The organism is Shinella sumterensis, assembly GCF_004514425.2.
Taxonomy (GTDB): Bacteria; Pseudomonadota; Alphaproteobacteria; order Rhizobiales; family Rhizobiaceae; genus Shinella; species Shinella sumterensis.
The window spans coordinates 70,756-95,717 of sequence record NZ_MYFN02000014.1 but is presented as its reverse complement, the minus strand read 5'-3'; the positions used below and the strand labels follow the sequence as shown (position 1 = coordinate 95,717).

Annotated in this window: 26 protein-coding genes and 2 pseudogenes; 16 read left to right on the top strand and 12 right to left on the bottom strand. The window is 62.2% G+C overall.

Annotated features, from left to right (window positions below):
* Nucleotides 1–61: 61 nt before the first annotated feature.
* Entirely contained in the window at nucleotides 62–1,252 is a 1,191-nt protein-coding gene (locus tag B5M41_RS21825; protein WP_134650561.1) for a CaiB/BaiF CoA transferase family protein, read from the top strand.
* 102 nt (nucleotides 1,253–1,354) lie between these two features.
* Here the strand turns inward: B5M41_RS21825 and B5M41_RS21820 are convergent, their stop codons facing one another.
* Nucleotides 1,355–2,656 (bottom strand): MFS transporter, encoded by a 1,302-nt coding sequence (locus tag B5M41_RS21820; protein WP_134650560.1) that lies wholly within the window; start codon nucleotides 2,654–2,656, stop codon nucleotides 1,355–1,357.
* Nucleotides 2,657–2,672: 16 nt separating this feature from the next.
* The gene (locus B5M41_RS21815) at nucleotides 2,673–2,960 is read right to left on the bottom strand and encodes a metal-sensing transcriptional repressor (RefSeq protein ID WP_134650559.1); all 288 of its coding nucleotides are present in this window, start codon (nucleotides 2,958–2,960) and stop codon (nucleotides 2,673–2,675) included.
* 152 nt (nucleotides 2,961–3,112) lie between these two features.
* Between B5M41_RS21815 and B5M41_RS21810 the strand changes: the two genes are divergently transcribed.
* The 12 genes from B5M41_RS21810 to argE all read left to right on the top strand — a co-directional run bounded on the left by B5M41_RS21810 (nucleotide 3,113) and on the right by argE (nucleotide 13,867).
* Nucleotides 3,113–4,027, top strand: coding sequence for a LysR family transcriptional regulator (locus B5M41_RS21810; protein ID WP_134650558.1), 915 nt, complete (start codon nucleotides 3,113–3,115; stop codon nucleotides 4,025–4,027).
* 320 nt (nucleotides 4,028–4,347) lie between these two features.
* Complete coding sequence (locus B5M41_RS21805; RefSeq protein WP_160872488.1) at nucleotides 4,348–5,247, top strand: TRAP transporter substrate-binding protein; 900 nt, start codon at nucleotides 4,348–4,350, stop codon at nucleotides 5,245–5,247.
* Nucleotides 5,244–6,050, top strand: a complete 807-nt coding sequence (locus tag B5M41_RS21800) for a maleate cis-trans isomerase family protein (RefSeq protein ID WP_134650556.1) — start codon at nucleotides 5,244–5,246, stop codon at nucleotides 6,048–6,050. Before B5M41_RS21805 ends, B5M41_RS21800 begins: the two co-directional genes overlap by 4 nt.
* Entirely contained in the window at nucleotides 6,047–6,565 is a 519-nt protein-coding gene (locus tag B5M41_RS21795) for a TRAP transporter small permease (protein WP_134650555.1), read from the top strand. The genes B5M41_RS21800 and B5M41_RS21795 overlap by 4 nt, the downstream gene beginning before the upstream one ends.
* The gene (locus B5M41_RS21790; RefSeq protein ID WP_134650554.1) at nucleotides 6,565–7,845 is read left to right on the top strand and encodes a TRAP transporter large permease; all 1,281 of its coding nucleotides are present in this window, start codon (nucleotides 6,565–6,567) and stop codon (nucleotides 7,843–7,845) included. The genes B5M41_RS21795 and B5M41_RS21790 overlap by 1 nt, the downstream gene beginning before the upstream one ends.
* Before the next feature lie 169 nt (nucleotides 7,846–8,014).
* Complete coding sequence (locus B5M41_RS21785) at nucleotides 8,015–9,265, top strand: flavin-containing monooxygenase (protein ID WP_134650553.1); 1,251 nt, start codon at nucleotides 8,015–8,017, stop codon at nucleotides 9,263–9,265.
* Nucleotides 9,266–9,327: 62 nt separating this feature from the next.
* Entirely contained in the window at nucleotides 9,328–9,774 is a 447-nt protein-coding gene (locus B5M41_RS21780; protein WP_134650552.1) for a type II 3-dehydroquinate dehydratase, read from the top strand.
* Between the two features lie 68 nt (nucleotides 9,775–9,842).
* Entirely contained in the window at nucleotides 9,843–10,862 is a 1,020-nt protein-coding gene (locus B5M41_RS21775; RefSeq protein ID WP_209020885.1) for an NAD(P)H-quinone oxidoreductase, read from the top strand.
* An 11-nt stretch (nucleotides 10,863–10,873) separates the two neighbouring features.
* Nucleotides 10,874–11,500 carry a glutathione S-transferase gene (locus B5M41_RS21770; RefSeq protein ID WP_134650589.1) on the top strand — a complete coding sequence of 209 codons (627 nt, stop codon included), beginning with the start codon at nucleotides 10,874–10,876 and terminating at the stop codon, nucleotides 11,498–11,500.
* Between the two features lie 61 nt (nucleotides 11,501–11,561).
* Nucleotides 11,562–11,975: a RidA family protein gene (locus tag B5M41_RS21765; RefSeq protein ID WP_134650551.1), complete on the top strand. Its 414-nt coding sequence runs from the start codon at nucleotides 11,562–11,564 to the stop codon at nucleotides 11,973–11,975.
* Nucleotides 11,976–12,010: 35 nt separating this feature from the next.
* Nucleotides 12,011–12,685 (top strand): DUF1028 domain-containing protein, encoded by a 675-nt coding sequence (locus tag B5M41_RS21760; protein ID WP_134650550.1) that lies wholly within the window; start codon nucleotides 12,011–12,013, stop codon nucleotides 12,683–12,685.
* A gap of 3 nt (nucleotides 12,686–12,688) precedes the next feature.
* Nucleotides 12,689–13,867, top strand: a complete 1,179-nt coding sequence (argE, locus tag B5M41_RS21755; protein WP_134650549.1) for an acetylornithine deacetylase — start codon at nucleotides 12,689–12,691, stop codon at nucleotides 13,865–13,867.
* A gap of 47 nt (nucleotides 13,868–13,914) precedes the next feature.
* Here the strand turns inward: argE and B5M41_RS21750 are convergent, their stop codons facing one another.
* Both B5M41_RS21750 and B5M41_RS21745 read right to left on the bottom strand, forming a co-directional pair.
* The gene (locus tag B5M41_RS21750) at nucleotides 13,915–14,808 is read right to left on the bottom strand and encodes a DMT family transporter (RefSeq protein ID WP_134650548.1); all 894 of its coding nucleotides are present in this window, start codon (nucleotides 14,806–14,808) and stop codon (nucleotides 13,915–13,917) included.
* A gap of 40 nt (nucleotides 14,809–14,848) precedes the next feature.
* A complete protein-coding gene (locus tag B5M41_RS21745; protein WP_134650547.1) occupies nucleotides 14,849–15,250 on the bottom strand; it encodes a tautomerase family protein in 402 nt (133 codons plus the stop codon).
* An 89-nt stretch (nucleotides 15,251–15,339) separates the two neighbouring features.
* On the opposite strand from B5M41_RS21745, the gene B5M41_RS21740 reads away from it, so the two are divergent.
* From B5M41_RS21740 to B5M41_RS27175, 3 genes and pseudogenes are all read left to right on the top strand, one after another.
* Nucleotides 15,340–16,182 (top strand): LysR family transcriptional regulator, encoded by an 843-nt coding sequence (locus B5M41_RS21740; RefSeq protein WP_134650546.1) that lies wholly within the window; start codon nucleotides 15,340–15,342, stop codon nucleotides 16,180–16,182.
* A 203-nt stretch (nucleotides 16,183–16,385) separates the two neighbouring features.
* Nucleotides 16,386–16,676, top strand: a complete 291-nt coding sequence (locus tag B5M41_RS21735) for a hypothetical protein (protein ID WP_134650545.1) — start codon at nucleotides 16,386–16,388, stop codon at nucleotides 16,674–16,676.
* A gap of 65 nt (nucleotides 16,677–16,741) precedes the next feature.
* A pseudogene (locus B5M41_RS27175) lies at nucleotides 16,742–16,981 on the top strand (hypothetical protein); the annotation flags it as partial.
* Here the strand turns inward: B5M41_RS27175 and B5M41_RS21725 are convergent.
* The 8 genes and pseudogenes from B5M41_RS21725 to B5M41_RS21690 form a co-directional block, all read right to left on the bottom strand.
* Nucleotides 16,902–17,258 (bottom strand): cupin domain-containing protein, encoded by a 357-nt coding sequence (locus B5M41_RS21725; protein ID WP_134650543.1) that lies wholly within the window; start codon nucleotides 17,256–17,258, stop codon nucleotides 16,902–16,904. The pseudogene B5M41_RS27175 and the gene B5M41_RS21725 overlap by 80 nt on opposite strands.
* Nucleotides 17,259–17,393: 135 nt before the next feature.
* A pseudogene (locus B5M41_RS21720) lies at nucleotides 17,394–17,501 on the bottom strand (tartrate dehydrogenase); the annotation flags it as partial.
* A gap of 23 nt (nucleotides 17,502–17,524) precedes the next feature.
* Nucleotides 17,525–18,994, bottom strand: coding sequence for an NAD-dependent succinate-semialdehyde dehydrogenase (locus tag B5M41_RS21715; RefSeq protein WP_134650542.1), 1,470 nt, complete (start codon nucleotides 18,992–18,994; stop codon nucleotides 17,525–17,527).
* Between the two features lie 51 nt (nucleotides 18,995–19,045).
* On the bottom strand, nucleotides 19,046–20,470 hold the full coding sequence (locus B5M41_RS21710) for an aldehyde dehydrogenase family protein (RefSeq protein ID WP_134650541.1): 1,425 nt from the start codon (nucleotides 20,468–20,470) through the stop codon (nucleotides 19,046–19,048).
* 16 nt (nucleotides 20,471–20,486) lie between these two features.
* Nucleotides 20,487–22,181: a GMC family oxidoreductase gene (locus tag B5M41_RS21705; protein WP_134650540.1), complete on the bottom strand. Its 1,695-nt coding sequence runs from the start codon at nucleotides 22,179–22,181 to the stop codon at nucleotides 20,487–20,489.
* On the bottom strand, nucleotides 22,178–22,975 hold the full coding sequence (locus tag B5M41_RS21700; protein WP_134650539.1) for an ABC transporter permease: 798 nt from the start codon (nucleotides 22,973–22,975) through the stop codon (nucleotides 22,178–22,180). Before B5M41_RS21700 ends, B5M41_RS21705 begins: the two co-directional genes overlap by 4 nt.
* Before the next feature lie 3 nt (nucleotides 22,976–22,978).
* A complete protein-coding gene (locus tag B5M41_RS21695; RefSeq protein WP_134650538.1) occupies nucleotides 22,979–23,851 on the bottom strand; it encodes an ABC transporter permease in 873 nt (290 codons plus the stop codon).
* A 25-nt stretch (nucleotides 23,852–23,876) separates the two neighbouring features.
* Nucleotides 23,877–24,917 (bottom strand): ABC transporter substrate-binding protein, encoded by a 1,041-nt coding sequence (locus B5M41_RS21690; protein WP_134650537.1) that lies wholly within the window; start codon nucleotides 24,915–24,917, stop codon nucleotides 23,877–23,879.
* Nucleotides 24,918–24,962 lie beyond the last annotated feature (45 nt).

Sequence of the window (24,962 nt, the reverse complement as noted above, 5' to 3'; positions counted from 1 at the left end):
TCGATGACAACACCTCGCGGCAACGCGAGGCGCCGATTCTCGACTGACAAGGATCTTCAGTATGACGTCCCCGCTTCAGGGCATTAAGGTGCTCGACCTCACCCGCTTCATCGCCGGTCCGCACTGCGGCATGATCCTCGGCGATATGGGCGCCGATGTCGTCAAGGTCGAGAAGAAGGGATCGGGCGATGACAGCCGGCACTTCCCGCCGTTCCAGGGCGGAGAGAGCCTGTACGGAATGGCGCTGAACCGCAACAAGCGTTCGATGACGCTGAACTTCCGCGATCCGCGCGCGCAGGAGCTATTGCGCGATATGGTGAGGCAAGCCGACATCCTGCTCGAAAACTTTCGCCCTGGCACGATGGAGCAGATGGGCTGCGGCTGGAAAGAACTCAGCGCCATCAATCCCCGTCTTATCATGACGCGGCTATCCGGCTTCGGTCAGGACGGTCCCTATGCCCAGCGTCCGGGATTCGACGGCATCGCCCAGGCCATGAGCGGCCTCATGGGGTTGACGGGTTCACCCGACGGCCCGCCCTACCTCGCCGGAACCTTCTACATCGACTACATGACGGCCATGTATGGCGTGACGGCAACGCTCGGCGCGCTCAACGCCCGCCACTTGACCGGCAAGGGCCAGATGATCGACGTGTCCCTGCTCGACAGCGCCGTTTCCCTTCTGACGACGGCAATCCCGACGCAGTTGAACAAGGGCGAGACGTTGACCCGCACGGGCAACCGCGATCGCTACTCCTCTCCCGCCAACGTGTTCAAAACCGCATCAGGCGATTTTGTGCTCCTGTTATCGGGAACCAATCCGCTATTCCGACGGCTTGCCGATGCAATGGGACAGCCGGAGCTTGTCGTCGATCCCCGGTTTGCGACCGTTGACGCCCGCTTGCGGAACGCGGCTGCGATCGAAGGCATCGTTCAGGCATGGATGAGCACGCGGGATACGGACGAGGTCCTGGCGCTTATCGGCAACGCTGGTGTACCCTGCACCAAGGTCGCGACGATTGACGAGGTGGTCGAAAACGCGCAGCTGCGTCACCGCAACCAGATCGTTGAGATCGACCATCCGGTCGCCGGCAAGGTCTCGACCGCAGGGGTAACGATGAAGCTCTCCGACACCCCGCTTGAAATCCGCCGCCCCCCGCCGACGCTTGGACAACACACTGTCGATGTCCTCTCCGATTGGCTGTCGCTATCGAGTAGTCGCATCAGGGATCTGATGGATGATGCCATTGTTTAGATAATCGGTTCCTGAGCAGCCCGAGCCGAAATGACGACACCTCGGTTCAACGAGTTAAGCGGCGAAATTGCCTCCCACTCCGTCAAGCCGCGAGAGGATCAATCATGCGTGGTAGCAATCCTTGCGGATGGGATGCGCATGTTCATGACCGCCCGAGACCGCCTTTGCGCCGGCAAGGTGCGGATGGTCGGGGGCGAGATTGCGATGAACATGACGATCGTCTTCCTCCGACCCTGGCCAGAGCAGTGCTGCGATCGTGGCCCCAAGAGCGGTGATGATCGCAAGGCCGAGGTAGGTTGCCGGGATGCCGGCCGTTGCGCCGAACCAGCCCGCCAGCGGATAAGTGATCAGCCAGCATCCGTGAGACAGCGCGAACTGAGCTGCGAACAGGGCTGGCCGGTCTTCTGGCGCGGCGGACCGCCGCAATATCCGGCCTGACGGCGTCAGGACGAGAGAATATCCTACGCCGATGATGGCCCAGACGACGATCAGCCCGGCATAGGACGCCGTGAACAGGCCGACGAGAAGGGCTGCGACCAGCACCACCGTTCCGGTCAGCATCGCGGGGCGATCATCGATCTTCTTCAACAGGCCCGGCAACAGAAGCGCCGCCAGCATCGATCCCAGCCCGAAGGCCGCCAGGGCCATTGCGGTATAGCGTTCCCCGAGGCCCAATGTCCCCTGAACGAGCACGACCGTGTTGACAAAGACCATGGAGCCTCCTGCCGCGACAGCAAGATTGAGCGCAAACAGGCCACGCAGGCGGGGAACGGTCAGATAGAGGCGGATGCCGCGGGTCGTCCGGTCGTAGATGCTTCGCGGTTCACCCGGCTTCGGATCGGGCAACAGGACCGAGACGACGAGGCTGGCGGAGGCGAGGAAGCCGACAACGGTGCCGAGGTAGAGATTGTGGTAACTCATCAACGCTAAAAGAGCCGCTGCCAGAAGCGGACTGCCGACCTTTTCCAGATCGTAGGCCAGACGCGAGAGGGAGAGCGCGCTCGTATAATCGTCCTCGTCGGGCAAGACGTCGGGAATGGTCGCCTGGAAGGTTGGCGTGAAGGCGGCGGACGCGGCTTGGAGCAAGAAGATCAGGATATAGACCTGCCAGATGCCGGTGATGAAGGGCAAACAGAGCGCGACGGCGGCCCGGATGAGGTCCAGCGTCACCAGCATCGCCCTTCTCGGAAACTGCTCGGTAAACGCGGTCGCGATCGGGGCGACGACTACATTGGCGATCATCCTGATCGCCAGCGCCGTTCCGAGAACCACCCCTGCATTTCCGCCCGCCAGTTCGAACGCCTGCAGGCCGAGCGCGACGGTTGCCAACCCCGTGCCCAGCAAGGAGACGACCTGCGCAAGGAAGAGATGACGATAGGTGCGGTTCTTCAGGACGAAGAGCATGGCGGGCGACCGGTTTTCAGAGGTATTTGGTGATGGTCTTGAACTCGTCGATCGTCTGACGCTGTTCGCGTCCGAGAGCGCCGACGGCATTTTCCAGGCAGTGATCCAGGTGATCCTGGATCAAGGTTCGCTTCGCATTGGTGATCGCCTTTTCCACCGCATGAAGTTGCTGGGCGATGTCGAGGCATGGCTTACCAGCCTCGATCATGGTGACGACGCTTTTCAGGTGGCCTTCGGCCCGCTTGAGCCGCTTGACGATGTCGGGATGCGTATCGTGGCGATGTTCGTGTTCTTCCGTGCTCATAAGAAACTACCTATCCCCCTGGAGTGGATATGTCAACAGGCGTCACATAAGTAGCCTGAGAGATTGGCGCTCGTTTCAAGCTGGACCGTTGACCGGTCATTTCATAATATCGGCGAGCCTTGGCTTCCAACCCGACGGGATAGTATTCGCTTATGGACTTGTCGCTTCGGATCCTTCGCTACGTTGTCGAGACGGCCGATTGCGGCAGCATCACGGAAGCCGCCAGACGTATGAATGTCTCTCAACCGTCGATTTCAGCGGCGCTGGCGCAGATGGAGGCACAGCTTGGCATCCAGCTGTTCGTCCGGCACCATGCCCGTGGTGTAACGCTTTCGGCGGCGGGGCAACGTTTCGTCAATGATGCCCGCCTCCTTCTCAATCATGCTCGGGATTTCGCCCAGAACGCGCAGTCGCTGGGTGACGCCTTGCGTGGCGAAATCGTTGTGGGCAGCTTTCCAACACTCGCGATCCGTTTCATGCCGTCACTGCTGTCGGGCTTTTCGCGCCGCTATCCTGGAATTTCCGTCAAGCTCGAAGAAGGCGATCAGCAGGAAATGATCAGCCATCTGATCTCCGGACGGACGGAGTTGGCGCTGTCCTACCACTTTGCGGTTCCGGACGAGATCACGGGTGAGAAGCTTGCAGATTTGCCGCCTTACGCACTTGTCTCCGCCAATCATCCGCTCGCCGGTCGCAAGGACATCAGCCTCGCCGAGCTGGAGGACGAGCCATTCATCCTGCTGGACCTGCCGCATTCGCGCGACTACTTCTTCAGTCTATTCGAGATATGCGGGTTGAGCCCGCAAGTCGCCTTCAGGACCCGCTCCTCAGAATTGATCCGTGGCCTGGTGGGCCACAATCAGGGCTACTCGCTCCACAATGTCTTGCCGCGCACGACGGTCGGGTATGACGGCAGCAAGATCGCAATTCTCCCGATCTCGGAGCCACTACCACCTGCAACAGTAACTTTTCTGCGGCTGGCGCGTCATGAGTTCAGGCCCGCAGTGCAGGCGTTCGCCGACTACATGCGCAAGGCCTTCGCCACCGGTGGAATGTTCGCTCCCTGAGAAGCTTATTGTCAACGCAGCGATGCAATCGAGAAAGCTATTAAACCTGCCGTTCGAGATAGGAAAATCCTATGCTGGGGATCGAGGTGGGGTATGGGTCCCAACTATTCAACAGCAGCCCGAAAAGTAGCCGGAATAAAGCAACTTATTGCCTATTTTATAGTCATTCGCCGTCTTGAACTTTTCCTGTGCGATCCGGGATACTTGGTCACCAACAATAAGAGAGGGTGACCGACATGTCCGTAATGAGGAAAATGGGTTTTGCGTTCGGCGTTCTTGCCAGCGTAATTTCTGCCGATCTTGCAGCCGCTGAAACCAAAATGCGCTTGGCTGTGGAAACCACCAGCGGTGACCCGACCAATGTCATGCTCGCGACCTTTCGCGACGAGTTGAAGAAGACCACCGGCGATGCTTTCGCCATCGAATTTTTCGACGGCGGATCGCTTGGCGACGAAAATGCGCTTGCCGAACTCATCCGCGCCGGTGCGGTTGAAGTCATCCCGCTGGGATCGGACGGGGTGGCCGCACTCGACAGCAAGTTCTCGGTCTTCGACACGCCCTTCCTGTTCTCCGGCAAGGAGCAGGCACGCGCCATGCTCGACGGCGAACTCGGGCAGATCATGGCCAAATCCCTCAAGGAAAAAGCGAACCTCGAAGTCCTCGCCTTCGGCGAACTGGGCGTCCGCGTCATCACGAATTCAAAGCGCGAAATCAAGACACCGACAGATCTGAGCGGCCTCAAAATCCGCACGCCGAACAGCCCGACCCGCATCATGGCTTTCCAGACGCTCGGCGCTGCTCCCACCACGCTCGCTTTGGGCGAAGTCTACATGGGTCTGAAGCAAGGCGTCATCGACGGGCAGGAAAACCCGCTTTCGGTCGTTAAGGAATTCTCGCTCTTCGAAACGCAGCCCTACATTTCGCTCACCAACCACATCTACACTCCAATCACTCTGGTCATGAACGGCACGGCTTTCGACAGCCTTTCGGACGACCTGAAGGCAAAGGTGAAGGCCGCAGCCAAGGTCGGGGTCGACAAGACCCGCACCTTGTCCGACGACAGCGACGCCAACCTCGTCGCCGAATTCGAGAAGGCGGGTGTGACGGTCACGAAGCCCGACATCGCTGCCTTCCAGGCCGCCGCCGCTCCCGTTCGCATGAAAATTGCTGAGGTTGTCACGCCCGAATTCATGACACAGGTCGAGGAGACCCTTCGTTGACCGCTGCATCAAACCCGACTCCGGCGCAAGCCGGGGTCTACCCGCGCTTTCGCTACGACGGCTCGGGCAATCGCTCAAGGATCGGCCTGATCTACATCGCTTCCAGCGTGGTCATGGAAGAGGAAATGTGGGCCATGTCGGCGGAAGGCGTCTCGACCCACACCGCTCGTATCAAGCTTCCGAAGGTCACCGTCCAGGGCATCGAGGAAATGATGAACGCGCCGGAACTCGAAACGGCCGCGCGCATGGCTGGTGCAGCACCGATCGACGTTCTTCTCTTCGGCGGCACCAGCGCTTCCTTTCTACACGGCACCGCCTATGACAAGGCGCTGATCGAGAAGATCAAGGGCTGGGTACCAGGTCCGAAAATCACCACAGCATCTACGGCTACGCTTGCTGCACTGAAACGGGTGAAAGCCGGCAAGGTTGCGCTTGCTACACCCTATCTGCCGGAGATCCACGAACGGGCCATCCGCTTCCTGGAAGAAAACGGCCACTCCGTCGTCAAGAGCAACCACCTGAACATCTCGGACGACCACGCGCTAGCGGAAGTGCCGATCGAGCAAGTCTACGATCACGTATTATCCGTCGATCATCCTGACGCCACCGCGATTTTCGTATCCTGCACCAACTTTCGCACAGTCGGCGCAATCGAAGCGCTCGAGGAGCGGCTTGGCAAACCCGTGATCTCGGCCAACCAAGCCTCCTTCTGGCACTGCCTGGAATTGACAGGCGTCGCAGGCGCGCGCCCGGGCTATGGCCGATTGTTCGAGGGTTTTGTCTCGGAAGGAAGCGAACGATGAAAGACATCGACGCTCCGACCCCGAGCGAAATCCTGAGCGAGGACATAACGCGCCGCTCCAAGCTGCGCGACGGATTCCAGTGGTTCGTCGAGACCGCCGCAATCGTCCTGCTCGCCGTCCTCGTCGCGCTGGTGCTTGCCAATTCTCTTGGCCGCTACCTCTTTACAAAGCCCCTTCCCTGGACCGAGGAAATCGTGACCGCGCTTCTGATGTGGCTCGGCGCCCTTGGCATCACCATTGCCGGCTTGAAGAACGAACTGATCAGTTGCGCCATCTGGACGCAGAAACTGAGCGGCGCGTCCAAGCGCAGGCTTGCAGTCTTCCAGTCGATTTTCTCGCTTGTCGTGCTTGCATCCGTCGCCGTCCTTGCGTGGCAGTATCTCGGTATTTTCGGCAATGACCGATCACCGATCCTCGGTGTTTCCAAGTCGGTCGCCATTTCCGGAATCCTCGCAACCTGCGCTGGGCTCGGCATCGCGTCCACACTCAACATTTTCGAAAGGGAGAAGGACTGATGCTCGGTCTCGCGGCCCTGATACTTCTCGCGCTCTGCGTCTTCGTCCTGATCGGCCTGCCTATCGTGATTTCGCTGGCGGCGTCGGTCCTGCTGTTCCTGGCCTTCAGCGGCGGCTGGGCGTTGGCCCTTCCGCAACAGACGCTTGGCGGCGTCGGCGACTATATTCTCATCACCCTGCCGCTCTTCATTCTGGCTGGCGGCATCATGAATGCCACGGGGATAGCGGACAAGCTCTTCGACTTCGGCGTCGCCCTGGTCGGGTGGATGCGCGGCGGCCTCGCCCATGTCGACGTGATCGCCAGCGTGATGTTCGGCGGCATGATCGGCACGTCGGTCGCAGATCTTGCCGGCAGCGGCTCGGTCACGATCCCGAAGCTCAAGGCGCACGGTTATCCGGGCCCCTTCGCCTGCGCGGTCACCGCGACCTCCTCTGGCATCGGCGTTCTCATTCCGCCGAGCTCACCGATGATCCTCTATTCGGCGGTGACCGGCACCTCACTCGGCGCCCTTTTCCTGGCCGGCGTCATCCCCGGCCTGCTGATGGCCGTCGCGATGATGATCACCATCTCGATCCTCGCTCGCCGCAATGGCTGGAAGGCGATGGGAACCTTCGAATGGACGGAGGTCATCCGCACCGGCAAGCACGCGATCCTGCCGCTCGGCATGCCAGGTCTCATCCTCTTCGGCCTGATGTTCGGCGTGTTCACCGCAACCGAGGCCGGCGCCTTTGCCGTTGCCTACGCCCTGCTGCTGTCCACGGTGGTCTACCGGACGCTGACGCTCTCCAACATGCGCCGCGCATTGGTGGATTCCTGCATCCTGACGGGCGAAGTGCTGATGGTCGTCGGCTTCTCGACGGCGCTCGGCTGGGCGCTCTCGCAGGCGGGTGTTCCCGCGGCACTTGCCAACGGACTTCAAACCGTCTTCCCGTTCGAGAACACGACACTCAAGATTTTCGCGCTGCTTCTGATAGCCCTGATTGCCGGCATGGTGCTCGACCCTCTCATCCCCATGATCATGCCGGTTCTTCTACCATCCCTGATGATAATGGACGTGGATCTGGTGCATTTCGGCGTGCTCATGGTCACGACGGTCGTTATCGGGCAGGTCACCCCACCGGTCGCCATCGCGCTCCTGGTGGCGGCGAAGATCGGCAACGAGGATGTCATGAAGGTCGCCAAGGCGAACATGCCCTTCCTGATCGCCCTCTTTCTCTTCTTGATCCTGCTTGTGCTCGTCCCCTCATTATCGACGGCTCTTCCAGAAATCCTGAAGTAGATCAGACGCAGCAATCGACAAAGATCAAATCATCGCCCGGCCATCCCGGCCGGGCGGAGTGGAAAACGCGCGCTTTCAAACAGCGGGAGTCCGCTCGTTCCGCGCTTTTTCCCGTGCCACGTTTTCAGACCGGGCACCCGGTCGCACCGACCATTTTTAGGACATGACCATGACCATCGAAACTATCGACACTCTCGTCGTCGGCGCCGGCCAATCCGGGATCGCCATGAGCGAGCATCTCCGGGACTGCGGCGTTCCCCATATCGTCCTCGAACGCAACCGCGTCGCTGAGCAATGGCGCTCGGGCCGTTGGGATTCGCTTGTCGCGAATGGTCCCGCCTGGCACGACCGGTTCCCGAACCTCGAATTCGATGACATCCATCCCGACACTTTCCCGCCCAAGGAGCGGATGGCGCGCTATTTCGAGGACTACGCCAAGATGATCGAGGCGCCGATCCGCACCGGTGTCGAGGTCAAACGCGTCGAGCGCCTCAAGGGTCGTCCAGGCTTTCTCGTCACGACCTCGGCGGGACAGATCGAAGCACAGCGCGTCGTGGCAGCGACCGGTCCGTTTCAGGTGCCGCAATACCCGCGGATCGTACCGGAGGATGCAGGTATCGACCAACTTCACTCCTCCGCCTACAAGAACCCGGGTCAGCTTGCCGATGGCGCCGTTCTGGTCGTTGGCGGCGGCGCTTCCGGCTCGCAGATCGCCGAGGAGCTGCAACGCGCCGGACGTCAGGTCTATCTCTCGATCGGGGAGCACTATCGTCCGCCACGAGCGTACCGGCAACGCGACTATGTCTGGTGGCTGGGCGTGCTCGGCAAATGGGACGAGATCAAGATCATCGCGAAAAAGAAGCATGTCGCCTTTGCCGTCAGCGGTTACGACGGCGGCAAGACCATGGATTTTCGTCGCCTCGCGGCCATGGGCGTTACCGTGGTCGGAATGACCGAAACCTATGATGACGGCGTCCTGACAATCGCCGACGATCTCGCCGCCAACATCGCGGAAGGCGATCGCGCTTATCTAGAGGTACTTGCGGAAGCGGATGCCTATATCGACCGCACCGGCATCAACTTGCCGCCGGAACCGGAGGCGTGGGTTATCCCGACCGATCCGGATTGCATCGCCAAACCCATTCGCAGTCTCGATCTCGCTGCCACAGGTATCAAGACGATCATATGGGCGACCGGCTTCAAATTTGATTTCAGCTGGCTCGACGTCAATGCCTTTCACCCGGACGGCACGCCGTTCCACAAGCGCGGCATTTCGGCCGAACAGGGCATCTACTTCCTTGGCCTTCCCGAACTCACGAACCGTGCCTCCTCCTTCATCTACGGCTGCTGGTACGACGCAAAATACATCGCGACGCACATCGTGGTGCAGCGGAATTACGTTGCTTACGAAAAGGTTTAGCACACCGATTAATGCCGGACGGAACCACCGCCTGCCATTCCAACCAAGCGACAGGAAGAACCATGCCGCAGATCATGTTCATCAACGGGCCCAATGCCAATCTCTACGGACTCGACCCCGCCGGCACGTACGGCCTGCAGAGCTTTCCGCAGATCGAGGCGGCCTGCCGCGCAAAAGCGACGGAACTTGGCATGGCGCTCGATTTCCACCAATCGAACCACGAGGGGGTGATCATCGACTGGATCCAGCAAGCCCGGCAGAGCCACGACGGTCTGCTGATCAACGCGGCCGGGCTCACTTACACATCGATTGCGATCCTCGACGCGCTGCTCGCGTTCCCCGGCCCGATCCTCGAATGCCATATGAGCAATATCTGGAAGCGTGAGCCGTTTCGGCATCACTCCTTTATCTCGAAGGCCGCGACCGGTGTGATCGCCGGCCTTGGCGCCGATGGTTATCTGCTGGCGCTGACCGCGATGAAGCAACTGGTCGAGCAAAAGGCGGCCTGACGATTCTGCCGCCAGAAAATGCCAGCCGTTCCAGATTTGCCAGCCGTTCAGATTCGAAAGACGAGCCCATGTCCCTCTCGCCCTTGCCCCTCGACAAATCCATGACCGCCGTGATCGCCACGACCACGGGCGGCCCGGACGTCCTGACCGTGGTCGAGCGTCCTGTACCCCGCCCGCTGGCGGGTGAAGTGCTGATTTCGGTCGCAGCGGCCGGCGTCAACCGGCCCGATCTCATGCAGAGATCCGGCGCGCTTCCGGTGCCTGTCGGTCTCTCCGACATTTTGGGGCTTGAAGTCGCCGGGCGCATCGTTGGATGTGGGGACGCCGTCGACCCAGCTCTCGTGGGCACCGCCGTCATGGCGCTGGTCAAGGCTGGCGGCTACGCGACGCATGTCTGCGCGCGCGCCGACCAGTGCCTGGCGATCCCGACCGGACTGTCGCTCACGGAGGCCGCCGCCCTTCCGGAGGGATTGTTCACCATTTGGCATAATCTCTTCGACCGGGGCGCGTTGCGCTCCGGAGAGACGCTCCTGATCGAGGGCGGGGCATCCGGAATCGGCACGCTCGCCCTGCAACTCGCTCAAAGCGTCGGCGCAAAGGTCATAGCGACGGCCGGCGGACCCGAAAAATGTGCGCGGATCGCCGCGATGGGCGCGTGCGCCGTTGATTATCGCGAGCCCGGCCAGGACGAGGCGATCCACGCGCTTACAGGAGGCCGCGGCGTCGATGTGGTGCTCGACATCCTCGGCGGAGCGGCTGTCAACCGCCATCTCGCCATCATGGCGCCGGGTGGCCGGCATGTCGGCCTTTCCTTCATGACCGGTGCGGTGGCCCCGGTCGATCTGGGGCAGCTGATGCGCAAGGGCATCTGGATGACGTCCTCGACGATGCGGCCGAAATCCGACGCGGAAAAGGCTGCGATCGCACGAGATGTCACGCGCCATATCCTGCCGCTTCTCGGAGAAGGCCGCGTCCGCCCTGTCATCTGCGCCGTGCTGCCGCTTGCGCAGGCGGAAGAAGCTCACCGCCTGCTCGAGGGTGGCGGCAATTTCGGCAAGATCGTCCTCGAAATGCCGCTGGAGGCATGACCATGAACCGCATCTCGCTCTTCTGGGCGCCCGCCTCCCCCTTCGTGCGCAAGGTGATGGTCTGTGCTCACGAACTCGGCTTCGCAGACAGGATCGACATCCTAGAAAGCGCGGCAAACCCGGTTGAACGCGACGCCCGCATACAGGAATTCAATCCCCTGGCCAAAGTGCCTGCGGCCCGGACTTCAGACGGCACTGTCCTCTATGACAGCCGGGTTATCTGCGAATATCTGGACACGCTGAAGGCTTCGGAGAGCGGCCCTGAAGCCCTTCAACTCTTTCCCCCGGCGGGACCCAAGCGCTGGACGGCGCTTCGGCGCCAGGCCCTGGCCGATGGCCTCGTCGATGCGGCGCTTCTGGTGCGCTACGAAATAATGCTTCGCCCGGAAAACCTTCGCTGGCCCGCCTGGATCGAAAAGCAGAGCGAGAAGATCGTCGATGCAGTCGACGACATGCTGGGCGACCTGCCGGCGCCGGAGACCCTGGACATCGGCACGGTGAGCTATGCTTGCGCGCTCGGCTGGCTCGATTTCCGCTTCCCGGATATCGACTGGCGGTCCGGCCGCACGCCGCTCGCAGCATGGTACGCCAGCTATGAAGCCCGCCCGGCCATGATCGCGACGCAACCGCGATCCTGACCCCTATTCCCGGCAGCGAATCTCGCCGCCGGCCGACCTCAACGACAGAAAGGTGAGCCCCATGGCCCATATCCGCCACCGCAAATTCAACACCCGAGAAACTTACCCGGAACAGAAGCTCGACAACGATCTCGCACAGGCTGTCGTCGCGCGCGGCACCACGATCTTCCTGCGCGGCCAGTGCCCGCAGGACCTCGATACGGCAAAGAACATCGGGAGCCACGACCCCGTCGAGCAGACGCACAAGGTCATGCAGAACATCCGCCAATTGATCGAGGAATGCGGCGGCCGGATCGAGCATGTGACGAAACTCGTTGTCTATCTGACCGACGTCCGCCACCGCGAAGCGGTTTACCGCACGATGGGCGACTACATTCGCGGCGTAAACCCCGTCTGCACCGGTCTCGTCGTCGTGGCGCTCGCCCGCCCCGAATGGCTCGTCGAGATCGATGCCACGGCCGTCATTCCCGACTGAAACGAACGCCGGATCCGTCCGAAGGAGGCTTCACCATGACCTTTTCCATCGTCGGCCATTGCCCGGAAACCGGGATGTTCGGCCTCGCCATCTCTTCCTCCTCCCCTGCGGTAGCCGCGCGCTGTGCGCATGCGCGTGCCGGGGTCGGCGCCGTCTGCAGCCAGAACGTTACCGACCCCAGGCTCGGCCCGCGCACACTCGACCTGATTGAGCGTGGTGCAACGCCGACCGAGGCGCTGACGATCGTCGAGCGGACGGGTAGCCATATGGCCTGGAGGCAGGTTCTGGCCGTCGACGGGACGGGCGAAAGCGCGATCTTTTCCGGTCCCAATGTGCTGGGCCGATGGAGCGAGGCGAAGGATCGGAACGTCGCGGCGGCGGGCAATCTGCTCGCCCATGCCGGCGTGCCGCAAGCCATGATCGACAGTTTCCGCACGTCGTCCGGTCATCTTGGTGATCGCCTTGTCGGCGCGCTCGTGGCCGGACTAGCGGCTGGCGGCGAGGCCGGGCCGGTGCATTCGGCAGGTCTTCTCGTTGTCGACAAGCAGAGTTGGCCGCTTGCCGAACTGCGCATCGACTGGACGACGGCCTGCCCGATCAAGGCGCTCGTCGAGGCGTGGGCAGTCTACAGGCCGCAGATGGATGCATATGTCACGAGGGCGCTCGATCCTCGCAGTGCGCCCTCCTACGGCGTGCCCGGAGACGAATGACACATGTCGCCTGAAATACGCGACATCCTCTCGCGGCTGATCGCCTTCCCGACGGTCTCGCTGCAGTCGAACCTCGCCCTCCTCGATTATGTCGAGAGCCTGCTCGTTCCTTTAGGGATAACGGTCCGTCGCTTCGCACATCCGGATGGAACGCGGGCCAATCTCTGGGCAACGGTCGGCCCGGAGGTCGATGGCGGGGTCGTACTCTCCGGCCACAGCGACGTGGTCCCCGTAACCGGCCAGCGATGGACTTCCGACCCATTCGTTTTGCGCGAGGATGCGTGGCGCTGGTTTGGCCGGGGCGCCGTGGACATGAAGGGGTTCGTCGCCGTTGCGATCCACACCATGATGCAGGCCGCGAAGCGTGATTTGCAACGCCCTCTTCATCTCGCACTCTCCTATGACGAAGAGGTGGGCTGCCTCGGCGTGCGGGGAATGATCGACAGTCTTGCACGCGAGCCGCTTCGTCCCGCCTTCTGTATCGTCGGGGAGCCCACGGGCATGCGGCTCGCCACCGGTCACAAGGGCAAGACGGCGCTTCGCGCCTGCTGTACAGGCAGGGCCGGGCATTCAGCGCTGGCGCCCGACGCCTTGAATGCGCTGCACCTTGGTGCCGCCTTCGTGCAGCAACTGCAGGTGCGGCAGGCGGAACTCGCCTCGCGCGGGGCACGCGACGCGGCCTATTCGGTTCCCTACACGACGATCCATGCCGGTCTCATGCGCGGTGGAGAAGCGCTCAACATCGTTCCTGCGTCATGCGAGATCGATTTCGAGATACGCAACATCGCAGCCGACGACCCCCATGCGATTCTCGCGACGATCGTCGAAGATGCGGATGCCATTGCCATGCCCTATCGCGATCGCTTCGCGGAGGCGGCCATCCGTATCGACACGTTGTCGGGCTATCCCGGCCTCGACACACCTATCGACAGTCCAACGATCGCCTGTGTTTCGGCTCTTCTGGGCACCGGGTTGCCGACAATCAAGGTGGCGTATGGAACCGAAGGCGGGCTCTTTGCAAAAGGCCTCGACATTCCGACCTTGATCTGCGGTCCCGGAGATATGGATCAAGGACACAAGCCAGATGAGTTTGTCGCAATCTCGCAAATCGAGGCCTGTTTTCATTTTCAGATGCGGTTGTTAGGTCTTTTGGAGAAGGGTGGTCCTCTGTCTGCGGAGTAGCTCGTTCCAGCGCTTCGCATTGAGCGGCAGCTAAACCCAGGCTTAGCCTATTTCCAAAAGATCAGCGCCATTCCGGCCACGACGAGTGCTGCACCGGCCCAGGCACCCGATGCAGGCGCTTCCCGCGTCTTCAGCCAGAGCATCGGCAAGATGATCACAGGCGTCGTCGCAGACAGCGTCGAGACGATGCCGACCTTGCCGCCTGACAGCGCGAAAAGAAGGAGCGTCATACCGAAGGCCAAGGCGATGATACCCGTCATGGCCGTTTGGAGGAACACGCTCTTGGTCAGAGGGCCTTTGGGCAGAACCGCCTCGATGGGCAACTGAGTAAGCGCCGTCAGGCAGAGGGCGGCGACCGCGACGCGTAGCATCGAGGCAGCAACGGGATCGACCCCGCTCGCCATGACAGGCCTCGCGATCAGGGACCCAACCGCCTGGCTGAGCGCGGCCAGAATGCCGACGAGCACACCCAACCAAAGCGGTCCTTTCACGGTCTCCGATTCGTGCAGCTGCGCCTTGCGTTTGCCGAAGAGGATCGCGAGCAACACGCCGCAGAGCGTCAGGGCGATACCAACGACAGCAGCACCGGAAAGCTGTTCGCCGAGCACCAGCCAGCCGAGCAGCGCGGCCATAGGGGCGTTGAGGGCGAACAGGATTCCCGAGCGGCGCGCCCCCAGCCGGTTCAGGCAGGTAAAAAAAAGCGTGTCGCCGATAAAGATGCCGATGAAGCCGGACAGGAGGAGGAGCCACAGCATTTCGGTCTGCAGTTCCCGCCATGTGCCCGACGCCAGCACGTAGAGGCCGAGGAGAAAGGCGACGAAGAGCTGCCGCGTCCTGTTGAAAGCCAAGGCCCCGAGATGACCGGCTGGTCTCGCAGACAAAAGTCCCGTCAGCGCCCAGCAGGTTGCGGCGCCCACGGCTGCCAGTTCGTAAGTCGGCATGTCGCCCTCCCCTTTCTCACGGCATTCTTTGGCCTTGAGCTTATCCGTGCTTGCGCGCCCATCGCAGATTCTGGGTCAGACCGCCATAGCCATAGGCATCGCCATCGACAGCATGGACCAGGACATAGCTCGCCTCATGCACCGGGCCGACCAACGCATTCATCTCGTCGTATACGCGCTGGACCCACGCGGTCGTCTGGTCCTTGAGGTTGGTGTGCTCGGTGATCGAGACCTCGACATAGAAGGTTCCGAGCTTCAGGTCGGCGACGCTCGAGCCGGCAACGATCCAGTCATCGGATTCGGCGCTCTCGACGAGGACAGCAGTGACAGCAGGATCCTTATGCAGGATTTCGGCGGTAACGCGCGACAGCATAGCGGCAATGTCGTGCTTGGGATCGCGTTCGTCCCGGGGTTTCGTGTAGCGGGCTTTGATCATCGGCATCGGATCGTCTCCTTGTTGCCCGAAGACCTTGCGCAAGTTTCACCATAATGAGAAGATGCCCATAAATATTCCAGCCATAGTGATTTCATATGATTGACCTCGAAAGCGTCCGTCTGTTCATTCTCTCCGTCGAGCTTGGCAGCCTGACGAAAGCCGCCGAGGCGGCAGGAACCGTGCAGCCCGTCGTGAGCCAGAAGCTGAAGACGTTGGAGCAGCGTATCGGCAGGCGGCTGATCGACCGCACGCCGCGACACCTGCGGCTGACGGAGGACGGCAAGGTCTTCCTGCCGAAGGCGCGAGCACTGCTTGCCAAGCACGAGGAGGCGCTGACCTTCGGCGACGAAACACCTTTGCATTTCTCGCTCGCTGCCAGCGACCACGCGATCGGCGGACGCCTCTCGGCCGCCATAAAGGCAATTCGCTTGTCGCTTCCCGCGAACGCGGTGATCGATGTGAGCGTCGGCTTCTCGCTCGATGTGAAGGATACATTCGCGTCGGGGCATGCGGACGCCGCCATCATCCGGCGGAACGGCGGTGGTTCCGACGGCGAGATCCTGCGCTCGGACAGGCTCGGATGGCGAGCGGCACCCGGTTGGCGGCCGAGCTCGAACAGCGCCGTCCCGCTGGTGTCTCTCGGATCCGGATGCGGGGTTCGAGAAATCGCCGTGGCCGAGCTTCGAAGGGCCGGCGTGGCCTGGCGCGACGCCTTCAGCGCTGGCAGCTGCGCGGCGCTTCACGAGGGAATTCTTGCAGAGGCCGGCGTCGCACCGATGGGAGATATCTGCGCCCGTGGACTGCCCGACCGCGGTGCCGAGTTCGGCCTGCCGCCATTGCCGCCCTCAGAGATCGTCCTGCTTTCCCGGGCGCATACACCAGCCCATGCCTCCGCAATAAGGGCACTGGCCGCGGCCGTATCTGGCACCGCCGCCTAGGCTCAAGGGATGAGTGTGTCTCGCCCTCAGGCCGTGGATGGTTATGTAGAGATTACGCCGCCGACGCCGAACTCGTCGTGTTGGCCGAGTTCAATCTTCCCTGCTCGACACGGTCGGGCACCACGCCTACAGCGATAAAACCCCGCGGCCGGGGCTTGATGAGCTCGGTCTTTATCCGCACGTCTGTTCAGAGTGAGGCTAAAATGGAAGAGAGATACGATTTCATCAAAGATCTTGACGTGATAGAGCGCGAGGAGATTTTCATCGATATCGCCCGTGCCCTCGAGCAAACAGCGAGGGACGCTTTCATCGAAGGCTACGGTCAGTTCGCAGCAATGTCGACGAGCATGGCTGAAGCGATACGTATCAACGCCGACGAGCTCGCCCGTGATGATCTGCATAATTCCGAACGCGTATTGCAACAGGCAGCGGCGATGATTGCGAAGTTCAAGGCTGCGCATCCCTACCCGCTGGTGAGCAAATCCGTGCACTGATGAGGTCGAGCGTTTAATCGCCTTCGCCAGCCGCTCGATTTTTCTGCAAGCGTCGCGGACACCTCTTCGGTGCCTTCCTCGACGTGGTCGATCCGGAACCACTGCACACCGATCACCCGCTCTGGCGCCATGCACCCGTCGTCATCACGCCGGCATGTCGCTGCACAGCACCGACGAGGGGCCGGCGGGACTGGCCGAGCGCGGGCGTTGAACGCCTGCCTCCGATCACGGCGATACGATCACCCAGAGCTTGCGCACGGTCTCGATCGTTCGCCACGTACCGACGAAGCCGGGCCGCATGGTGAACGTATCGCCGGCGACGAAGCGGCGAGGCGCGTGGCCGTCTTCGGTTAGTTCCACGATACCGGAGAGGATGGTGCAATATTCCCAGGTTTCGCCCTTGATCGAGCGGGTCGCGCCAGGTGTGGCTTCCCAGATTCCCGAGCGGATACGGCCGTCATCGACATTATCCTGTTCCCAGGTTTTATAGGACGGGTCACCGTCGACCAGACGCTCTGGCAGGGCCTTGCTCTCGCGCGGCGTGCCGGGATTATCGAGCTGGAAGGCGATCAGGTTGGACATGGAATAAACCTTTCAGGCTATGTCAGGACAGCAGTTCGGCGATAGCCTTGCCGCAGGTCTGGGTGTCGGCGGCACCGCCTAGGTCGCGGGTGCGCAGCTTCGGCTCCCTCAGCACGGTCTCGATGGCGCGCATGAGCCGTGGCGGCGCGAAGCTGCTTCCAGCGCCCTGATGCCTTCCGGCATGACTTCCCGGCCGATACCGTCGCCGGCAATCACGGCGATATCGTAAATCCGTTCGCTCATCGTCCGTCTCCCGCCTTTATCAGTCAGATCGGCTGCGCCTTCAGGCCGCCGACGTGGAAGGCCTTGACCTCGAGATATTCTTCCATGCCGGCAGGGCCGCCCTCCCGGCCGAGGCCGGACTGCTTGACGCCGCCGAAGGGGGCCACTTCCATCGAGACGCTGCCGGTGTTGAGGCCGACCATGCCGAATTCCAGCGCCTCGCCGACACGCCAGGCGCGATGCAGGTTCTCGGTGAAGAAATACGCGGCAAGACCATAGGGCGTTCCATTGGCGATTTCGATCGCTTCCGCCTCGCTTTCGAAGCGAAACAGCGGCGCGACCGGACCGAAGGTCTCCTCGCTGGCGAGGCGCATGGCAGTGGTCGCTCCTGTCAGCACAGCCGGTGCGACATAGCGCTCTCCCATCGGCAGATCGTCTCGCGGCGTGATGTTTCTGGCGCCAAGCGCCATCGCATCATCGAGATGGGTGTTGATCTTTCCGACGGCTGCGGCATTGATCATCGGGCCGATCTGGGTGCCGTCATCCACACCAGGACCGACACGCATCGCCCGAACGCGTGCAGCGAGCTTTTCGGCGAAGGCATCGTAAATGCCGGCCTGGACGAGCAACCGGTTGGCACAGACACAGGTCTGGCCGCCGTTGCGAAACTTGGACACAATGGCGGCTTCCACCGCCGCATCGAGATCGGCGTCGTCAAAGACGATGAAGGGCGCATTGCCGCCGAGTTCGAGACTGAGCCGTTTCACCGTCGGAGCGCATTGTGCCATCAGCAGCGAACCGACGGCCGTCGAGCCGGTGAAGGATATCTTGCGGACATCGGGACTGGCGGTCAGCGTTGCACCGATGATTTTCGGCAGGCCGGTGACGATGTTGATGACGCCGGCAGGAATGCCGGCACGTTCTGCCAGCAGGCCCAGCGCAAGCGCCGAATAGGGCGTAAGGTCCGACGGCTTGATGACGACGGTGCAGCCGGCGGCCAGCGCCGGCGCGCATTTGCGCGTGATCATCGCATTGGGGAAGTTCCAGGGCGTGATAACGGCCGCGACGCCGACGGGCTCCTTGCTGACCAGGATGCGGCGGTCCATCGTCGGCGCCGGGATCGTCATGCCGTAGCTGCGGCGGGCCTCCTCGGCGAACCACTTAATGAAGGTCGCACCATAGAGGATTTCGCCCCGTGCCTCGGCCAGCGGCTTGCCCTGTTCCAAGGTCATGATCAGCGCCAGGTCGTCGGCATTTTCGATCAGCAGGTCATGCCAGCGGTCAAGAAGGCGCGCCCGCTCGGCGGCTGTCGTGAGCCGCCAGGTCCTGAAGGCCGCTGCCGCCGCGGCGATCGCGCGCTCCGTATCCTCGGCGCTGCAATCTGGCACCGTGCCGATCACCGCCCCGGTAGCCGGGTCGTCGACGGTCACCGTGGCACCGCCCGCGGCGCCGGTCCAGGCGCCGCCGATCAGCGCCTGCTGAATGAAAAGCGAGGGATCTTTGAGTTTAAGCATGTTATCACCTGTCTAATGCCGCTGCGACGTGTATCGCGGCGGCCGAGAGCATCAATCGCCGAAGCCGACGATCCCCTTGATTTCCGTGAATTCGTGGAGGCCGAACTTGCCGTATTCGCGGCCGTTGCCCGACTGCTTGTAGCCACCGAAGGGGGCGGCGCCATCCCAGGCAGAGTCGTTGAGGCGGACGACGCCCGTCCTCAGCCGACGGGCGAAGGCGCGCGCCTCTGCGGGCTCGCCCTGAACATAGGATGCCAGGCCATAGGGCGTGTCGTTGGCGATGTCGGCGGCCTCGTCCTCGCTGCCGTAGCCGAGGATGCACAGGACGGGGCCGAAAATCTCCTCACGGGCGATCGTCATGTCGTTCGTCACCCGGGCGAAAACCGTTGGTCGGACGTAATAGCCCGCACTGAGGTGCTCCGGGCGATCGGGACCACCGACCACCAGTTCCGCCCCCTCATCGATGCCCTTGCGGATGAGGCCCTGGATCTTGTCGAACTGCGCCTCGCTGACGACAGGGCCGATCTCGCTTGCCGGATCGCACGGTGCGCCGACACGGACCGCTCCGGCTGCCTGCCGGGCAATACCGATCGCCTCGTCCATGTCCTCCGCCGGCACCAGCAGTCGCGTCGGCGCATTGCAGGACTGGCCGGAATTGGCGAAGCACTTGTCCACGCCGGCGCGGACGGCCGCAGCGAGGTTGGCGCTTCTCAAGACGATATTGGGCGACTTGCCGCCCAATTCCTGATGGACACGCTTGACGGTCGGTGCCGCCGCGTGGGCGACCGAGACGCCCGCACGGGTCGAGCCGGTAAACGATACCATATCGATATCGGGATGGCTGGCGAGCATTGCACCGACGGTCGGGCCGTCGCCGTTCACCAGATTGAACACGCCCTTCGGTACACCGGCCTCGTGCAGGATTTCGGCGAAAAGGATGGCGTTGACGGGAGCGATTTCGGACGGCTTCAAAACCATGGTGCAGCCGGTGGCGAGCGCTGGTGCCACCTTGCAGGCGATTTGGTTCATCGGCCAGTTCCATGGCGTGATCATGCCAACCACGCCAACCGGCTCATGGACGATCCGCGTCGTGCCTTGCATATACTCGAAGGAAAACTCCCGCATCGCGCGGATGGTTTGAGCGAAATGGACAGCGCCGATACCCGCCTGCTCATCCCGTGCCATCCGGCGCGGCGCACCCATCTCGCGCGAAATCATGTCTCCGATCTCGTCGTTGCGCTGCTTCAGAAGGTCGAGAATGCGTTCCAGCAGAGCAAGACGTTCCTCGTGCTTCGTCAAGGAAAAACTCGCGAACGCGCGGCGGGCGGCAAGGATGGCCCGCTCGGTATCCGCCGCCGTCCCCATCGCAATCTCCGCAAAAGGTTGTTCGGTGGCGGGATCGATGACCGCGAGCCGCTGCCCGCCGATCGGGTCGACCCACGCGCCGTCGATGTAGAATTTCAAATATTTGTCCATTTCGTCTCCAATCGCTTCAGCGGCCGGCCAGGATAAAGTCGGCGACCCGCTCGGCAATCATGATCGTCGGGATGTTGGTATTGGCACGCGGGATGGACGGCATCAGCGACGCGTCGCAGACCCGCAGGCCCTCGACGCCGTAAACCCGGCCTGTGGGCGACGTCACCGCCATCGGATCGTCGGCCGGCCCCATGCGGCATGTCCCGGACGGATGCCATGTTCCGCCCACATGGCGCCGGACGAACTCCGTCAAGGCAGCGTCGTCCTCCAGCAGTCCCCGCATCGTCGTGCCGAGCGTGATCGCCGAATGCACCAGCGCCGTCCGCAGAGGCCCGGACACATCGAGAAGGGCGGACAGCAGACCGCGCTGCACCGCGTTCGCCGTTCCCGGTACGGCGACTTTCGCCACACGCGGGGAATAGCTTGAGGGGAAGATCGTACCTCTGTGGCCTTCCATCAACGGATCAGAGAGCACCTCGGCCCCCATGCGCAAGGCAAGCTTGAGGCGCTCAAGGTCCCGTTCGTCGCTCAGCATGCGAAAATCGACGTCGGGTTCGGCTTCGGGATCGGTGGAGGCGAGCCTCACGAAACCGCGCGAGTAGGACTTGTTGACCCAGAAGAACAGGCTGCCGAGGCGAAGCCCGACGGAATGCCAGCCGGACCGGGACAGGATGGCCGCATGCATGTCGCCGACAGGACTGTCGCCAAGGCCGGACGAAAAGCGCCAAATCGCCTGTTCGTGGTGTTCCGCCCTGTCGCGTACCCGCATATGCGGCGGCAGATAGGCGGCAACGGCGATGGACGGATGCTCCATCAGATTGGTCCCGACGCCTTCTCGCGCGGCAACCACGCCGGCACCGACGGATGCGAGATTGCCGGCAGGACCTATGCCGGACCGCATCAGCAAGGCGGGCGTATGGATCGCGCCGGCCGAAACGATCACCTCGGCGGCCCTTACCGTTTCCGAGGATGCGCCCGAAAGCGTGGCACCCGTCGCACGCCGCCCCTCGAACAGGATGCGCTGTGCCACGCTTTCGGTGATGATCCGCAGATTGGGCCGACTGCGCACGTCGGCCGTGAGATAGGCAAGCGAAGTCGGTAATCTTTCGCCCTTGTCGCTGACGGCGATCGCGCCGCGGAATGCGCCGTCCTCCCAGAGACCGTTCTGGTCCGGCCGGATCGGGTGGCCACGCCGGTCGAGCGTCTTCATGACGCGATCCACGAAGGGCGAAATCCGGTCGTCCGATATGCGGCGGATTGTCAGCGGTCCCTCCGTTCCGTGCAGGGGGCCGGTGAAATCCCTGTCGGTTTCGATCTTCAGGAAATAGGGCAGGCATTTTTCCCACGTCCAGCCATCCGCCCCCAGCGCCTGCCATTCGGCATAGTCGCCCGGCGCGCCGCGGTTGGCCATCAGGGCGTTGATCGCAGAACCGCCGCCCAGCAACCGCGCCTGCTCGTAGGTTCGTGACGGGCGGGGCGCCGAATTGGAGCGGGCATAGCCCATTAAGGCCGTCAGCGACGACCAGATATTGCGCGTGTCGAGATAGGCGCGGCCTGGATAGCGGCTGCGCACGTCGTCGGGAATGTCATCGGCCGAAATGTTGCGCCCGGCCTCGACCAGCACGACCGTTCGCCTCGGGTCGGCGGAGAGGCGTGCGGCCAGGACGCAGCCGGCCGAACCGCCACCCAGGATCAGATGATCGACGATCATGCCTCTCGCCCTTGAGAGCGTTCCGTATTGCGGGCAGCGAGCGCCGCAAGCATCAGCAGGATGAAGGAGATCGCCGTCAGCAACGAACTGATCGAGGCGATTGTCGGATCGATCTCGTCACGCAGTGCCGTGAACATGCGCTTGGTCAGGGTCTGGTTTTCGCCGCCGGAGATGAAGAGCGAAACCACGGTCTCGTCGATCGCCGAGATGAAGGCGAACAGCATGCCGGAGATGACGCTCGGCCGAATCTGCGGCAAAGTGACGGCGAAAAAAGTGCGCCAGCGGTTCATGCCGAGGCTTCGCGATACCATTTCCTGGGTGTGATCGAACTTGCGCAAACCGACCAGGACAGCCGTCACGACATAGGGCAGGCCGAGCATGACGTTGGCCAGGATGAGCCCGGTCATAGAGGCCAGCAGCCCGACTTGCGCATAGACGAGGAAGACGCCGACGGCTGTGATGACGATCGGGACGATCAGCGGCAGCAGCAACAGGGCCTGCAGGCTGCGGACCAGACGCGATTGCGTAAGGTTCAAGGCGTAGGCCGCGGCCGTTCCGAGGATTGTCGCGAGGATGGCGCTGACGACCGCGACGACCAAGCTCACGCGGGTCGCCTGCATCCAGGCCGCGCTGCCGAGATAGGCTTCATACCAGCGCAGCGACCATGACGGTGGCGGGAAGGCAAGGAAACGCGCGCCGGAGAACGACATGGGCAGGATGATCAGGATCGGAATGATCAGCCAAGCCAGGATGAGGGTCACGAAACCGTAAAGTAAAACTCTCGACAGGCTCATGCGTCACCTCGTTCCCATGATGCGTTCGAACGGTATCAACAGGCTGACAAGTCGGAAGATGAGGAACACGCAAACCATCAGCACGACGCTGATCGAAGAGGCGGCACCCCATTCGTTGTAGACTTCGATATTGCGCGAGACCAGCATCGAGACCATGTAGGTGCGCCCGCCGCCCAGCAGTTCCGGCGTGATGTAGAAGCCGAGCGTCAGCACGAACACCAGCACCATGCCGGCAATCATGCCCGGAAGCGACAAGGGCAGGAAAACGCGCAGGAAGACATGCAGCGGCGATCCGCCGAGACTGGCACCGGCCATGGTCAATTCGCCGGGGATCTTCTTCATCGTCGCATAGAGCGGCAGGACCATGAAGGGCAGCAGGATATGGATCGTCGCCATGACCGTGCCGAACTCGTTGTTGACCAGCTTGAGCGGAGCGTCGATCAGGCCCGAACCGGTCAGGGCCGAGTTGATGATACCGTTACGCTGAAGCAGGATCAGCCACGCATAGGCACGCACCAGCACCGACGTCCAGAACGGCAGCAGCACCATCGTCAGCACGACGATACTCCACCGTTGGGACAGTCCCGCCGCCACATAGGCGACGGGATAGCCGAGCAGAACCGTCATCGCCGTGACGATCGCGGCGATGCGAAAGGTTTGCAGGAAGGTCATCCAGTAGACCGGGTCCGTCAGGAATCGCTCGTAGTGCGCCAGCGTGAACCCACCGTCCTGCCGGACGGACTGCCAGGCCAGCCACAGGAGCGGCAAGACCAGCAGAACGACGACGACCAGCAAGGCGGGTGCAAGCAACATGATCATGAGCCTCCGCTCGCGCCGGTCATGCTGTTGCGACAGATCTTGTGTCGATCCTGCCATAAATGGACCCTCCAAAGGCCGACGGTTACTGCTGGATGAACGTCGCCCAGCGCTTCTGTGCCTCTTCGCCGGCCGGCGAGCTCCACCATTCGTCCGACACCAGGACCTGCAACTCGGCGTTCTCCGGCGAACTGGGCATTTCCGCCGCGCGCTCCGGCGAGATCTTGCCGGTCTTGTAAGCCTCAGGGTTGCCCGGACCGTAATCGATATAGGTCGGGAAATTCGCCTGGATTTCCGGCGTCAGCGCGGCATTGACGAATTTGACGGCGGTTTCGAGGTTCGGCGCGCCCTTGAGGATGCACAGCGACGTGTATTGCAGGAAGCCTTGATTGAAGGAGTAACCGATCGGTGCACCCTCCTTCACGACGGCTGCCACGCGGCCGTTCCACGCCATTTCCATGTCCACTTCGCCATCCGCCAGCAACTGTGCGGACTGCGCACCTGAAGTCCACCAAACCGCCACATGCGGCTTGATCTCCTCCAGCTTCTTGAAGGCGCGGTCGACATCGAGCGGATAGAGCTTGTCGGCCGGCACGCCATCGGCGAGCAACGCGGCTTCAAGTGTCGCCAGCGGATGGTTGCGCAGCGCGCGGGTGCCCGGGAACTTCTTGACGTCCCAGAAGTCGGCCCAGGTCTTGGGAGGATTGTCGCCGAACTTTTCCTTGTTGTAAGCGAGCACGCTCGAATAGAATTCGTAGGCGACAGAATACGGGCTCTTGTATTCAGCCGGCATCTTCTCTGCATTGGGGATCTTCGAGAAGTCGAGCTTCTCGATCATGCCCTGCTCGCCCCCGCGGATGCAGTCCTTCGGCGGGGTGTCGATCACGTCCCAGATGACCTTGCCGGATGCCGTTTGTGTCTTGAGCACCGGCCAGGCGTCGGGCGAGCTGTCCTGGTTGACGGTGATGCCGAGCAGTTCGGCGACCGGATCGAGGATCGCCTTGGTCTGGGCTTCCTGGTAGGCGCCGCCTTGGGACACGAAAGTGATCTGCTCGGCGGAAGCCATGCCGGCGGTGAAGATCGTCGCGCTTGCGGATAGCACGATCATAGAAAGTCTGTAATTCATAAGTCGTTCTCCTCTTTATAGACGGGCGTAACGCCGCTGATGGCA